At 61.0% G+C, this 13,444-nt stretch carries 15 protein-coding genes; 1 reads left to right on the top strand and 14 read right to left on the bottom strand.

Annotated elements, in window-relative coordinates; all coding sequences use genetic code 11:
• Positions 1 to 208: 208 nt before the first annotated feature.
• The 3 genes from AB1286_RS14125 to AB1286_RS14135 all read right to left on the bottom strand — a co-directional run bounded on the left by AB1286_RS14125 (position 209) and on the right by AB1286_RS14135 (position 3,496).
• Positions 209 to 922 carry a hypothetical protein gene (locus AB1286_RS14125; RefSeq protein WP_430363852.1) on the bottom strand — a complete coding sequence of 238 codons (714 nt, stop codon included), beginning with the start codon at positions 920 to 922 and terminating at the stop codon, positions 209 to 211.
• A gap of 139 nt (positions 923 to 1,061) precedes the next feature.
• Positions 1,062 to 2,903: a cell wall anchor protein gene (locus AB1286_RS14130; RefSeq protein WP_430363853.1), complete on the bottom strand. Its 1,842-nt coding sequence runs from the start codon at positions 2,901 to 2,903 to the stop codon at positions 1,062 to 1,064.
• 239 nt (positions 2,904 to 3,142) lie between these two features.
• Positions 3,143 to 3,496, bottom strand: a complete 354-nt coding sequence (locus AB1286_RS14135) for a hypothetical protein (RefSeq protein ID WP_430363854.1) — start codon at positions 3,494 to 3,496, stop codon at positions 3,143 to 3,145.
• Positions 3,497 to 3,561: 65 nt separating this feature from the next.
• Here AB1286_RS14135 and AB1286_RS14140 point away from each other — a divergent pair, with 65 nt between their 5' ends.
• Positions 3,562 to 3,819 carry a helix-turn-helix domain-containing protein gene (locus AB1286_RS14140; protein ID WP_430363855.1) on the top strand — a complete coding sequence of 86 codons (258 nt, stop codon included), beginning with the start codon at positions 3,562 to 3,564 and terminating at the stop codon, positions 3,817 to 3,819.
• Positions 3,820 to 3,828: 9 nt separating this feature from the next.
• Here AB1286_RS14140 and AB1286_RS14145 read toward each other — a convergent pair whose 3' ends face one another.
• The 11 genes from AB1286_RS14145 to AB1286_RS14195 form a co-directional block, all read right to left on the bottom strand.
• On the bottom strand, positions 3,829 to 4,125 hold the full coding sequence (locus tag AB1286_RS14145) for a hypothetical protein (RefSeq protein WP_430363856.1): 297 nt from the start codon (positions 4,123 to 4,125) through the stop codon (positions 3,829 to 3,831).
• 403 nt (positions 4,126 to 4,528) lie between these two features.
• Entirely contained in the window at positions 4,529 to 5,332 is an 804-nt protein-coding gene (locus AB1286_RS14150; protein WP_430363857.1) for a DUF4942 domain-containing protein, read from the bottom strand.
• A gap of 323 nt (positions 5,333 to 5,655) precedes the next feature.
• On the bottom strand, positions 5,656 to 6,708 hold the full coding sequence (locus AB1286_RS14155; RefSeq protein ID WP_430363858.1) for a hypothetical protein: 1,053 nt from the start codon (positions 6,706 to 6,708) through the stop codon (positions 5,656 to 5,658).
• Positions 6,705 to 7,628, bottom strand: a complete 924-nt coding sequence (locus tag AB1286_RS14160; protein WP_430363859.1) for a phage capsid protein — start codon at positions 7,626 to 7,628, stop codon at positions 6,705 to 6,707. Before AB1286_RS14160 ends, AB1286_RS14155 begins: the two co-directional genes overlap by 4 nt.
• A gap of 34 nt (positions 7,629 to 7,662) precedes the next feature.
• Positions 7,663 to 8,658, bottom strand: coding sequence for a YqaJ viral recombinase family protein (locus AB1286_RS14165; protein ID WP_430363860.1), 996 nt, complete (start codon positions 8,656 to 8,658; stop codon positions 7,663 to 7,665).
• 74 nt (positions 8,659 to 8,732) lie between these two features.
• Entirely contained in the window at positions 8,733 to 9,701 is a 969-nt protein-coding gene (locus AB1286_RS14170; RefSeq protein WP_430363861.1) for a DUF932 domain-containing protein, read from the bottom strand.
• A gap of 90 nt (positions 9,702 to 9,791) precedes the next feature.
• Entirely contained in the window at positions 9,792 to 10,085 is a 294-nt protein-coding gene (locus tag AB1286_RS14175) for a hypothetical protein (RefSeq protein WP_430363862.1), read from the bottom strand.
• A 160-nt stretch (positions 10,086 to 10,245) separates the two neighbouring features.
• Positions 10,246 to 10,413, bottom strand: a complete 168-nt coding sequence (locus tag AB1286_RS14180) for a hypothetical protein (RefSeq protein ID WP_430363863.1) — start codon at positions 10,411 to 10,413, stop codon at positions 10,246 to 10,248.
• Positions 10,414 to 10,599: 186 nt separating this feature from the next.
• Complete coding sequence (locus AB1286_RS14185; RefSeq protein ID WP_430363864.1) at positions 10,600 to 10,929, bottom strand: DUF6527 family protein; 330 nt, start codon at positions 10,927 to 10,929, stop codon at positions 10,600 to 10,602.
• A complete protein-coding gene (locus AB1286_RS14190; protein WP_430363865.1) occupies positions 10,929 to 12,320 on the bottom strand; it encodes a ThiF family adenylyltransferase in 1,392 nt (463 codons plus the stop codon). Before AB1286_RS14190 ends, AB1286_RS14185 begins: the two co-directional genes overlap by 1 nt.
• A complete protein-coding gene (locus AB1286_RS14195; protein ID WP_430363866.1) occupies positions 12,317 to 13,399 on the bottom strand; it encodes an E2/UBC family protein in 1,083 nt (360 codons plus the stop codon). The genes AB1286_RS14190 and AB1286_RS14195 overlap by 4 nt, the downstream gene beginning before the upstream one ends.
• Positions 13,400 to 13,444 lie beyond the last annotated feature (45 nt).

Genomic DNA, 13,444 nt, shown 5'->3' on the forward strand with positions numbered 1-13,444 from the left:
GACGACCTCTCCCGTCTGGTTCTGCATCATAGAGTCCTCGCATTAGATTGTCGGGTGAGCAATCCAGTTTCCGATTGAAAGGGTATTGTCGTCGACATCGGACGCGGTGACAAAAAAAGAGGAACCCGCGGGCAGCTAGGGTTCCTCGCGCCTACAGCCCGGCGTGACTGGCCTCCAGCCTTTCCTTCTTTACCTCCATCCAGCGTGTTCAATACATCCAGTCGCCACTGTCTATCTTCGACGCGAGAATGCTTTCGGTGAGTTGACGTGATGCCGCCGTTCCGTAAGTCGCTGGATCAGTCTGCGGAGTCCAAAACAGCTTCGCGACGATGCCTGCACCCTTCAGGTTCGGGCAAACCTCATGCAGCGCGCCGGCTGCAACCTGCCACGGCGCAGCGCCGAGCTTGCTTGCATCGTCAGCGGCTTGTTGTGCCGCTTGGTCTGCTGCTTGTGCTGCGGCGACTTGATCCGGATGCGCGGCAAGGTAGTCGTTTGCTGCCGACGAGCCGTCCGGGTGATAACCAGCGGCTAGTTCACCGGCCTCGATAATCTGCTGTTTCGCATCGGCATCCGCGCGAAGTGCCTTTGCCTTGCTGGTGAGGTCGATGTAGTGGGCGACAGCCGTTTTTACGTCGGGAATGTCGTCGAGCGAGATGGTGTAGCTGACCTTGACGCGGTCCTGCGACCAGTCGCGGTCCACGGTGCTCCCGTTAAGGTCCGTGCCCTTCTGTACCCAGTGCTTCGGTTCATCGCCTTCGCGGGTGAAGTCGTTCAGGTGGACGTAGTCGCAGCCAGCGAGATTGGCATCGAACCGCGCCTTGACGTCGCTAGTCGATGGACCATCATTGCCGCATGCTGCGAGGAGGGTGGTAAGCGAAGCGCATAGCGCGAGACATGCGCATTTCATTGAAACTGTCTTCATGGATTGGGTCTCCTTGGTCGTGAAGAGAAGGCCGGCTGCGCTTGGGCAGTCGAGTGTCAATTGGGGGAATACAAAGAAAGAGGGATTCGCAGGTGACCACGAATCCCTCCAAGGCGACTACGGCTGCGAGACCGACTGCTTACGGATTGCCGTACTGCCAGGTATTGACGTAATACTCGCCGCCTGCCTGCCATCCGAGCTGGACTTGCACCGCCTGCTCGGCAGATGAGTTCGCGGTGGAAGTCAGCACATCGACGAATGGCGCGTTGAACGTGAACGGCGACGGCGTATTGCCCGTGCTCGATCCCCACACGGTCGCGTCGTAGGTCGTGGCCGGTATGCTGGTCTGAGCAACCCCGAGCGAATTGATTGATGCCCAGAAGTTCGGATAGAACGAACTTGCCGGCGTCGTCCAGTCGAGCGTGGCCGATGTACCCGGTGCGGTTTGGGTACCGGAACCGCCCGGCGTCAGGTAATTCGCGATCACGTCATTGCCGAGTGTTTGCCATGCCACCGTGCTACCCGCGGCTGCTGCATAATTGCGCGCGATGTTCTGGATCTGCTCCGCACGGATCTCGGTGCCGGTCGTGTCGTACAGCGTGACCGTGTAGACGCCGAAGTTCTGGATCGCCGACACGTCTTGAGACGTCGATGCATATTCCGGTCGGCCGTTCGGCGAGAACGACGTCGTGCTACCCGAGATCGGGGCCCATGCCCACTTGTATGCCCTGGACATGCCGCCATTCACGCGGTTGCTGATGCTTGTCAGCGGCGCGGTGAGCGTGCCCGTCGGGATTTCCAGAAAGCCCGCACCGGTGCCATTGCCGGCGGTCTGCAACCACAGACCGCTAGCAGGCAGGCCCGGCCCTGTCACTACGGCGGAGCCGACGCCCGTGGCGGTGCCGTTGACCTTCACCGAAGACGGAATCTGAATGTTGAGGCCCGACTCGTAGTGGGCATTCGCAGCATCGGCCGAATCCGTGTACTGGACGCGGCCGAGGAACGATGCAATCGAGGTGCTGTCCTGCAACTGGTTGCCGATGATGTCCCACTGGCCATTCGGCAACTGCTGCACGTAATCCATGCCGAAGTCGGGCGTGCCGTCCGGATCGGTCATTAGCAGATAGACGAGCGCAGCCGGATTGCTGATGCCGGGAAGTGTGCCGGCGGGCACGAAAGCCACAGTCTTGATGCCAGTCAGCACCGTGCCCTTGGTAAAGAGCGTGTGACGCTTCGCGAAGCCGGCGACGCCATTGCCGACGCCGTTGTTGAGGTAGCTCCCGTCGATTGCGGACGTGCAGTTGCTGTCCGAGGTGTCCGTGGCACCGCCTTGGACCTCCGATGCACAGGCGGTCAGCGCGGCTTGCAGGTTCGCCAGATAGTTGGCGGGATGGGCGGGAGCCGCAAGCGCGGTCGATACGCTCGTGCCGGAATTGAGCGCGATCGCGGTATCGGGGTTGGCGAGACTCGCGATCTGTAGGCCGGTTCCGGACGCTGAAGGCGTGACCGCAACGGAATCGATCACGGCATCCGCGCCTGTCTGATTGGGCGAGAAAGCTGTCGCAATGGGATCGAGAGTCGAAGCTACCCCGTTGGCCGAGAGAATCGGTGTGATCGCGGCATCGAGGGTGGCTTCCGCCGTAGTGATGGCAGACGACGTGATAGCCGAGGCGTTCCCGATCAGTGCCGCCGGATCGCCCGACGAAGTCATGAGTGCGGCAACGGCTGTCGTCAGCGGAGTGACGTTCGCAGTCACCGCGGCACCGTTGGTTGTGTTGACGCTGGCGACCACCGAATACAGCGTGCTCGACACGCCAGATGGATCGGTTGCGGTAATCACGAGCGGCGCGGTCAGTCCGGTCAGGGAGACGCTATATGTACCGTTGGACCCCGACGTGGCCGAAGCCGTCTTGCCATTCGCGTCAGCCACGGTGACTGTTGCGCCGGTCAGCGCGGTACCGATTGCGACGGTGCCGGTCATCGAACTGGCGGCTGTCGTTGTGGGCTGGCTTGATGACGAAGCGTTGGAACTGCTTCCGCCTCCACCTCCGCACGCGGTAAGTGCTGCCCCGATCGCTGCGGCTATTGCCAGTCGTGTGAACCCCTTGGTGTGATTCATTCTCACTTTTTCGTTTCCTTCTAACGATGCTCCACTAAAGCGGGAGCTTTGCTTTCAACATCCGATCGACGTACAGACCGCGCACGAACGCGCTCCCTCGACTATCGATCGTGCCTGCCGGCTGTTTTCTCGTCGGCCAGCAGCTCGTCCCAACAGGCCAAGAACACGCGCCTGCCGATCACGCCCGTATGACGCAGAGCCAAGAGACGCTGCCGCCGTACGTGGACTGGTTGCGAGCGATCTCCTGCCGCCTGCCAGACCGCGTCGACGAGCGCCCTCCAAGCGATGCGCCGCTGATACAGGTAGGCGCCGCCGACGAGCGGGCCAGCAACGGCGCACGCCACGGCCCACCCGGTGCGGGACATCCCAACTCGGTGGACGCGCAAGCGCTGCATGTCTAGCGCAATGCCCGACGCCGTGGCGGCCGCCGCCGCGAACCAAAGACTTACGAACATGTTTTCTCCTGAAATATAACGTATACGAATCTGGAATATTCTGAATGCGGATTTAGAATTTTTCGATGGCCCATCCCATTCACGAACCCCGCTACCAACGCATCGCGGCGCTGCTGACGGAGCTACGCAAAGCGCGCGGACTGCTTCAACAGGACGTAGCCGACCGGCTGGGCCGCCCGCAGGGATTTGTCTCGAAGGTGGAAAGCGGCAGTCGTCGCTTGGACGTAATTGAGTTACTCGATTTCTTGGGCGCCCTCGAAGCGGATCCGCACGAATTCATTGACAGGCTGCTTGAACAGCCGATGTCCTCGCTGCCGCGTTGAGCTGCACCGTTAGTACTCGTCGGGCAGTAGCAGCGTTGTCGAGGAGCGATCGGCTTCGGTGACGATCCAAATCCTTGCGGTTCCCACCGGGTAACTCGACAGCAGTCGTGCTCCACCCGCCAGCGCGAGCTCGTTTTGCTGCCTGTCCGGTTCCGGTAGATCGCCCCAGTCTCCGCGCATGTGGCGGATGAGCAGGTCGACGATTGATGTCGCGGTGCGATCCAGAGCGTCTACAGCTGCGGGAGTGGCAAAGATCCGGCCGAGCTTGAAGCGCGGGCCGGCGCGTTGTGGCATAGGTAAATTCATAACAAACCTTTCCTGGCGGGGGACGAGCGCGATGCTCCGGCAAATCCGGATTCGCGCGGTCGAATTGCGGAAACGCCGGCCAGCGGAGCCGGCGCAGTCGGGCGGAGTGTTACGGCGTGTCGGGGCGCACGCCGGGCGCACACGCGGCAAACCAGCGAGGTGGAACGCACTCGCGTTGGCGTCGTCGTCGGTGGCGGTATGCGACGACAAGCATGCTGATCGCGGCGACGCCGGCCACGGCGCCTAGCTGGCAGAGCAGCGAGTCTCGTCGTGGCGGGACGTGAATGATGGGGATTGCAGACACGAAGTCTCCTAAAGAAAAGGGGCGAGCACGAGCCTCCGGCGTTGCCGGCTAGCCGCGTACAGACGGAAATGAGAAAGGTGTGACGGGTCCGGGGGACTACTACGCGTCGGACGCGAGTGCGTTCGGGTAGTGCTTGGCGAGAATGCGGTTCATCTGTTCGACCAGATCGGCCCGCTTGAAGGTCAAATGCCCGTTGCCGTTTTTAAACCAACGTAGGTAGAGGTAGTCATTTTCGGCTTCCGTCCGTTGATTTTGACGGTCTCCGACTACGAGCGCATGGGCGCCGTGCCGATGATCGGGCTCGGGCTTGCCGTCCAGCACGAAGAAGACGCGAATCAGGTCGTCCAGCTTGTCCGTTGCCCGATAGTTGAGAAAGCCATCCCTGAATAGGTACTTCAGGATGATCTTCCTCCCGAACTTGAACGGCTCGTTTGTCTTGTAGTTCCACGATAGCTGCCGGAAACATTCGAGCACGCCGCGTTCGAACATATCGCCGCGTGCACCGTAAAGCTGGGTGAACGTGGCTTCGATGTTGGCGGCGGTGAGCTCGGGCACGTCGCCTTCGGCAATCTGGCTGCTCCATTGCTCACGGGCTTTCGCGTCCATGAAGGTTCGCAGGCCCGACTCCGCCAGCAAGTAGTCCCAGCCGCGTATGTCGATGATGCGCACGATGGCGGTTTCAGCCTCGTCGCGTTTTGCGTACTCGCCCGTGATCGATGGTCGACCGCGACAACCATAGCTTTCGTCGAGTACGAGCCGAGGAAATCCGAGGTGGGCCGCCTTTGCGAGTTGTTGGGCTTCGCCGAGCAGATCCAGCGCGGCGCGCACACGTTCGACGACGGCGACGCGCTGATTGGCGAGATTGGTGATGCTGACGCTCTTAACAAGATCGGTGGTGTCCATAGGTCGGTGAGAAAGAAGTCCGTGGGAGCCGGCGCAGAATCCGTGGGGTCAACTAGGTTGGGACTGGCTGCTCGTGCCGAAGGCTGCACGGTCGGCGATTCGATGACCGGAGGTGAGCGCGCAGCGCCTCGGTCCAACGGGCTGCACGAACGCCGATCGGTCGTTCTGGGACGGTTTGATGGAGCCGCCTAGCAAGTAAGGCACGGGGCGAATCGAGGAAGCATTCACGGGGGTTTTCCAGTAATAGGCGTGCGACGGCCTCCGGGGGAGCCCGATGAGCGACGCGCGAAGGGAAAGTGAACTCGCCGGGCGGGTGCCCGGCCTTATGCCGTCGAGGCGAGGTTGACGATCTGGCGGCGCAGCGCAGCGGCCCTTGCTTGTGAGCAGCCGAGATGACGGCGAATATCGGCCACGGTCGGGCGCACGCGACCGGCCGCGACATCGCGAATGAGTATCGCCACGTCATCATCAACCGGCGACGACTCCGGTAACGGCGCATCGGTCGAGTCACGGGGAGCATGACTGCCGACGACTCCACCACGACGATGAATCGCGTTGCCGTTGCTAGAAATTGCCTCGTCGCGACCGGTCGTGACTGGCGTTACTGCGAGGGGAGTCACGGCGGTCACGTCTGAGGCTTCGGTGATCGATGGCGGTGTGGGCACAGTCACGGCTGCGACTGCGGCCGGTGCGGCGGGTGGGCGAAGGGACACTGACCATAGGAGGCATGCGACGCCTTCCAGGACCGCCGCGAACATCAGGCTCGACAGCAGATCGACTCGCGCTGGGGGTATCGAGAGTAACGTCGCAATCCGTGACGTGACCGGATCGGAAAGTGATGCGTCACGCTGCGCGACGATTCGGTCCTGCTCCTCATTGATGCGTCGGACTTCGTCGGCTTCGGCGTTCAGCGCGTCGAGCTTCGCGGCGAGCGTTGTGCGACGTGCCCGTGTGGCTGGGCAGTCACGCATGCAACGATAAAGCTCGACGGCGGCCAGTTGTGCAGTCACGGCGGCGCGCTCGTCCATGATCGCCGCGAGGCTGACACCAGAGGGCATGGTCAACGACGGCACCGCCGCCGCGCGTCCTTCTCCAGCGTGGGCTTGCGCAAGGAGAAAAAACGTCGAATGCCCATAGACGGCCGCTCCCATGCAACCGAGCCATAGGACTGCCGCGACGCATCGCACGATCAAACTGGCCGAGCGCACGAGCGCGGGGAGCAGATGTGCGCTCGCGACCAGCACCATTCCTATTGCGACCCAGACGAGTCGTTCCGACATTGAGCCGCCGCGTTGCCATCCTGATAGAACTGACAGGGTGATCGCTGTGCCGGTCGCTGCGACTGCAAGGGCAAACGTCCAGCGCCGGGTCGTCATGCGGCAGCTCCTCCCAAGAGTGCCGCTTGGCGGTCCAGCTTTTCACGTAGCGAGGACTTGGTCGGCGATAGTGGTTCGCTGAGCGTCGGATCGACGTTGGATGGCCCGGTTCCTGCGGCGGGGTAGAACTCCTCGGCTACAGCTGCCTGCTCGTCAGGACTGTCTTCGAACGCGCCGTTGGCAAAGCCCAGACGTGCAGCCGCGTCGAGCGCGGCCTGATCGAACCCGGCCAACTTGCGTCGCGCATCGAGTTCCTGAGCCTGTGTCAAGGCCTCCTCGAGTGTGCTGCCGGACCGCACGGTCAGATCGACGTAGTAGATCGGCGCTCTGTAACTTTGCGTCGTGCTCTTACCTCGCAGCTTCAGTTCGAGTGGCAAACAGGCGAGGAGATTGCCGGACATGGCTCGGAAGTAGTGCAGTCTCGCGGCTAAGGTCCGTATCGAATTGAACGACGTCGTGCGCAGAACAAAGGATCCCATCTCGTCTTCGTCGCCGATAACGACGTTCAGACGCGCATAGGGCTTGCAGCCGGCTTGCTGGCCGAACGCGCAACCGTCCGGGGACGGACAGGGCAGCGTTTCGATCCCGCTGCCGTCCTTTCCGATGCGCCGGCAGGTATCGCCGTTTCCGACACACACGGGACGGCCGGAATCGCGATCGAACAACGAGAAGTCGGCGCGCAGATTCAAGTCCGGGTCGGCGAAGAGCATTCGCACTGGAATGGAACGAAGCTTCCCAGGCGTTCCCTTGCGCAAGACCTCCTGCATGGGGTGCAAAAGCCATTCCCCTCGCTGCTGAACTTGCGTCGTCAGCGTGAATTGGTCGTCCTTTTCAGGCAGCCGTTTGCCGTTGCGTTCGACGATTCTGCCAATTGAAATTCGCCCGACGACTGGCGGCGTGATAGCTAAGCCCTTGAGCATGTGGATCTCCCATTTAGATTGAAAAAAGCGAGAATCAGTTGGAAACGAGAAAGCGCCGAGAGCCGGATTTCTGGATGGCGTATTGCGCTTCGAGTTCAGGGTGATCGGCGAGCAGCCGTTGAAGATCGACGGCGGATGAATCGCGACTACGCTTGAACGAGACCGCGCCAGTCTCAAATACAGCACGCGTGGCGTCCCCCATCGCTTGCTGGATCGTCTGCTTCAACTGCGCCTCGGTCGCTTGACGGGTTTCGATCTCTCGGCGCACGGCAACGAGATCCGCGAATGCGGACGACAGACGCCTGTCGTCCGTGAAATCCACCGTACCGCCGTTGCCTGGGTAAAGATGCCGAAGCGCTCGATCGGCCGACTCCGAGCCATCCGCGGGCGGTGGCCTATCGCATTCGACGTACTGCCAGAACCGTGCTTCGAGTTCTATCAGCCGTCCGATCAGTGCGTCGTCACGCTCGACTCGAAATACCTCCAAGGCTTGTCCGCACAACAAGACTGCGACGTGTGCCGCCGACTTGCCGGTTACTGCGAGCTGGTGTTGCACTTGGATCTGCGCATATTCCGGGACACCTTCTCGCCAGAGCCGTGCGCCGAATTCACCGGCGGTCTTGCATTCGAGAATCGAGACATCGCGTGCGCCAACGACTTCCCGATCGATGTTGGCGAGCATCCAAGGGATGGTCGGATGGCGCAGAACGGCGTTGACACGTCGAACACGATTTCCGGTTTGCTTTGTGTACGACGCCGCAACGATGGGCTCAAGCAGCGTCCCCCAATACGTCGGGGACGTCGTATCGTCAGGAGCGGGGCGGGGCATGCCTTCGCCGCGCCCGGTTTTGTCGAGCCAGAGCTCCAAGGCGCTCATGTACGGGTTTAGTCCCACGGCTGCGGCCGCATCGGATCCGCCAATACCGGTGCGTCGCACCGCAAGCCAGTCATCGCGGCTCAATTCGTGCGTCTTGACGAGCTTGAGTGCCGCGCGGCGCGGGCTCGGTCCATCGGGTTGAGCTGCGCTCATGATTCCTCCATAAATGAAGAAAGCCCGGCAGGCGAACCTGACCGGGCCGAAGACGGATAAGAACAACAGCTGGCTCAAAGAACGAGCTTGAGCGCTTCATCCCACGCCCGTTCCTTGAGGACGGCGCCCGAGCCAAACCACGCGGCGTCGCGTCGGTGGTCGTCGCTGCGGGCGCGTCGGCAGTGATCCACATATTCGGTGACGGCGTTGAGCAGCCCCCACGCGGTTCCCGACGCTGAGGCGAGATCCGCACCCCTGCCGCGTCCAGCATAGAGCTGGCCCACTGCCTTGATCGCGCGCTCGTTAACGGCGAGCGCATCGCGGTCCGCGACGTTGGTGGTCGGATACGTGAGCACGCGCCGCAAGAACTTCTCTGCCGCGGCGTCGGACACCTTGCGCTCCGATAGCGCCTTCATGCGGACCATGAAGGCATCCCACGAGGAGATAGCGATGCCGAGCTGGCGCTTCACGGCCTGTGCATCGAACTGCGAGCGATGCTGGACCTTAATTGCTCCGGCACTGTCGCCGAGTGCGATCTGTAAGGTGTTGTTGCAAACAACACGAATCGACGTGTGCTGCGCGGTGGTCGCCAGCGTGCCGTCGCAGGCTGTCGCGAGCAATAAATAGCCCTTGACTTGATCCTTGCCCTTGAGCGTAGCTGCCTGTCCCGTGCGGGCGAGAGCCCAGATTTTGCGTCCCTCCTTTAGCACGCCTGCCGTCTCGAGCTCGAAACCGCTGGTCTCGGTCAGATCGCGATAGAACTCGAGGATTTCTTGAGGTTGGACGACTTGATAGCGGGAGGACACGACCGAAAGGGCTTGCTTCGTGTCGGAGCGGTACAGGACCTTTTGTTCGGGAAACGCGTGAATCGAGCCGAGCGCTTTGTCGTGCGCAGCGACGTAGCGGACCTCAGCGGATTCGATCCGCCAGTCCATCCCCGCCGCCTTGGCCCACACTTCGAGCGGTTGCTTCGGCGCAAGCTTTTGGCCGAGACCATGCCACGGTGTCTCGTTGACGTAAGCCATCGATTGAACGAGATGCATTGGAAACTCCTTTGGAAAGACGAGTGCATACAGCTCGGCACGTGGCCGAGCAGATTTTTCAAGAAAGGGGTGGTGACGCTGTGAAACCCGTCAGGCCGGGCGAACCGTAAAGGCCCGCCCGCAGGCAAGGCATCGCCAGTTGTTGAGCACTTTCACGTCGATTGCTTCGCCGAACGCGGCGCCTGTGGCGCAGCCAGCGGCACCGGCTACGAGCCCCGCGAGAATCGCGCCGGCAAAGCTTCCACATGCCGCGCCAAGCGGGCCGCCGACTACGCCAATGGTCGCTCCCACTTCGGCGCCGGAGAGTGCTGCGGCGATTGCGCCCGTCGCGCCAGCCGCAGCGCCCACAGCGCCGAAGATTCGCCGCGCGATGTGACGGGGCACCGTTTGCGTCGAGTTGCACTGCGGACAGGGCGAGCATTCGCGCTTGGCCTGGTCGGCAGCGTCGGAACGAAAGCGAGGTGGTTCGTTGGCTGCCTCCGGTCGAGTTTGTCCCGGTAGCCAAGCGTCTTCATCATCATCGAAGGGAAGGAAGGGCGGGCGGTCATGCATGCGCGCTCGCCTCCTTGCGGACACTGTTGATGTACTTGCCGAGACAGATGGAGGAGAGCACGCCGCCAAGAAATGCGAGCGCGAAAGCGGTCAGGTAATCAAGAGGGGAGGGATACGGCATCGCGAATTCCTTGATGGGTACGCCGATGCGGAACTGCATCGGGAAGCCGCGATCATGGTCGGGCTCGAGGCAGTTATATGTGTCTCAGATTCTTTTAAATCGTTGTAGTGATGTGCATACCCCCTTTGCGTTCCGTTGCCGGTACCAACGGTCTGATCCGCTCTGAATCCAATGAGGTTTTACCTGAGGCGACACGAGGAGAACTCGATTTGGCGAGTAGTGGCTCTAAGCCCATTGCACCTTGCCCCGGCGCAAGAAAAAGTGCGAACGACAGCTGTCGCGCAGCCATACAGAGGGCGCAAGTGAGGGCCTGCCGTCTGCGTCTACCTGAAGGTCCCAGCGAGGCGTTGCCTCCAGTATGAGCGGGAGTTCTAGCTTCTGCCCGCAACCGCACGGGCACCGCATTGCGATAGACCAGTCTTCCCCGTCATCACGAAGCAGCACTAAGCCGCGCCTCGGTAGGCGTGATGGCAACTCGTCTCCGTTGACGATCGTCAGTTTGCGAGCCGGCATCAGCCATTCCAATGTATTCCGTAACCATACGGGTCGCCGCATTACGCCTTCCTCCTTTTCGCGAGAACTGGTAATCCGAGGAGGGGCTCGAGATCGCCGGAAGCCAACCCCGACCAGACCCTTGCCTCGAATTCGTTCTCGGCGGTGAATTCTTCGATGCCCTCGGCGAGCATGAACCTCGTACGCGTATATCGCGTATTGCTCTCATGGCGAAACGGATAGGCTCGGGCGATGAATTCCATCACGCATGAGCTTGCTGCTCGCATGTTCAACGTGATGACGGAGGGAGCCTGTTCCGGTACGTCCTCAATATAACCACGCTTCACCTGATCCGCATGTGCTTCGGGATTGGTCTCCGCCAGGTCCTCAGCTTGCAAAGTTGCTGCCGTGTAGACCCCGCGATCGAACAGACTGCTTCCACCAGGATAGACGTAGTCAATACGGCCGGTTGCTTCGTCGATAGCTTTCGTGCCGTCTCCGATATCCCGAGTGGGTATGGCGACGCCGACATCGAATAGGGGCAGCAGGAAGGCTGCTGAAAGTCGATCTGCGACGCTACGTCCGCGATGGGTGTCCACGCAGCAGAAAAGGACGTCGGACTGCGCGGCTGAAATGACAGCTTGCCGCGTCAGCACATTCGCCTCTACTGGAACGGCATATGGCTCCTGGCGATAGGCGTTCACACGGTCTGCGAACACCTCGACCTTGGAGCGCTGACCGTCAGCATCTGCCTTGACGGTGTTCAAGATGCGGTTTAAATTTTTGCCTTCGACCTTGTCGTGATCGATGAGTATCACCTTGCCGAATCCGAGCCGGCACAGCTGCTCTGCGACGATGGAGCCGGTTCCGGAGGCGCCGATGACGCATGCCGCTAGGCGACCGAGTTCGTTCGTCATCGCGCTAGTGAAGGCCATTGGCCGGGCGATATTCCGTTCGTCATCGTGCGACCACCAGTAGTGAAGATCAGGCCCTACGACGGAAACTAGTTCTATCGGGGTCACGACCAGTTGCTGCGTATACACGCGGCCAAACATCGCGCCGGTAGGCAGCATCACGGCTGTACCATGAAGCTGTCCGCACGCCTCGAAAATACAAGGCATGACCTCGCGGTCGCTGCGGTCGTCGATGTCGGAAAATGCCGGATACCCGCTTGGGTGCGAGTGAACGAGGACGACACTCAATTGTCGGCGAGCAGCGAGATCGATCGCATTTTCGATGTACTCGGACGGCCACGATAAGGAGACCTCGTCTCTTCTGCTACAGCGCTCGTGCGGGACGAAGACGACGTCTTGTGCAAGCAATCGCAGTCGTTCGCCCGGAACCTTGGAACAAACAAGGATGGCGGCGGCTTCCTTCCCGTCGCCCGGGAAAAGATGGCGCTTCAATCGGGCGTGAAGCTCTTCTGCAAGCGTTAGCGTGGATGCGGGCATCATTCGCCGAACTCCCGAACGAGGCTGTATTCGACCAGCGCCAAGTGACTGGCCACGTTGTCCGTCTGCGGGTCCCATGGGTTGAGGGAGTTTCGATGCCGGGACCAGCGCTGAAATGTCAGCCCGTCAATCGAGGCGGTAGCTTCCGTGTTCGGAATTGCTTTTCCATCGCAACGCGACACGGCCGGCGCAAAATAAAACATGTCGATTTGCGCGGTCGGGTAGTCTTTGGGGACGTTCAGAGCCAAGGTGCTGGCCGCCAGCGTGAAGCCCGAAGGCAACTCGTACCCGTTAATGATCAGCCAGCGTTGACTGTCGGACAACGTTGTTTCCCAGCGAAGGCCCGTGCTGTTCAGGTAATGTTCGTCTACCTCCAGGAGATCGAACTCGCGGCGCAGCTCGGGCTGCTGGCCGTCGCCGTTATCCACATTGCGAGGAATCAGGCGGATCTTTTCTATTCCTGGCGTGCACAGGTCCACGATATAGTTGACGTCGATGGGCTTCTTCGGTTGGCCAGCAACAATCAAGAAGATGTTCCACGCCTTAGTCGGATCGAAGCCCGCCCTGCGCATCGCGTCGGCGACCTTTACTCGAGGCACGTCGTAAGTCAGAGTCACGCCCTGCACGCGAAGCTTCCACTCGCGTCGTCTGGTCCTGATGCGCTTGATACATTCGTCTTCGAGATCGATCAGTCTCGTCGACTCAATGACTATCGCTTCCCCACCTTCGATCTCGCACAGCAAGTCGACGTCGTCCGCGATATCGGCCAGAGTGCGCATGACCGCACCGGAAATATGACGACTGGTCCATTCCAGCTGTCGTTCGTCGACGGCGAACGGGAATGGGCGGCTACCTTCGCTCACCACGAATTCGAGATCGACTGCCAAGTTCGGGATATCCCCGGGGCCAACACGGATCAGCTCTCCAGATGCCCGTATCTGAAAAAGTACGGTGTCCGAGTGCGACGCTCCCGCCGCCTCGAGAATATGGGCGCCTGTAGGCGTGGGATGAGCGACGTGGACGTCGCGATAGCTGAGATTTTTGTCGGCGATCCGCAGCACGTGGTTATCATTGGGTTTCATTGGTTTCCTCATCGGGGGAACAGCCCCCTTCACTACCCAATGCTT

The sequence above is a fragment of the Trinickia sp. NRRL B-1857 genome (genome assembly GCF_050470685.1).
GTDB lineage: Bacteria > Pseudomonadota > Gammaproteobacteria > Burkholderiales > Burkholderiaceae > Trinickia.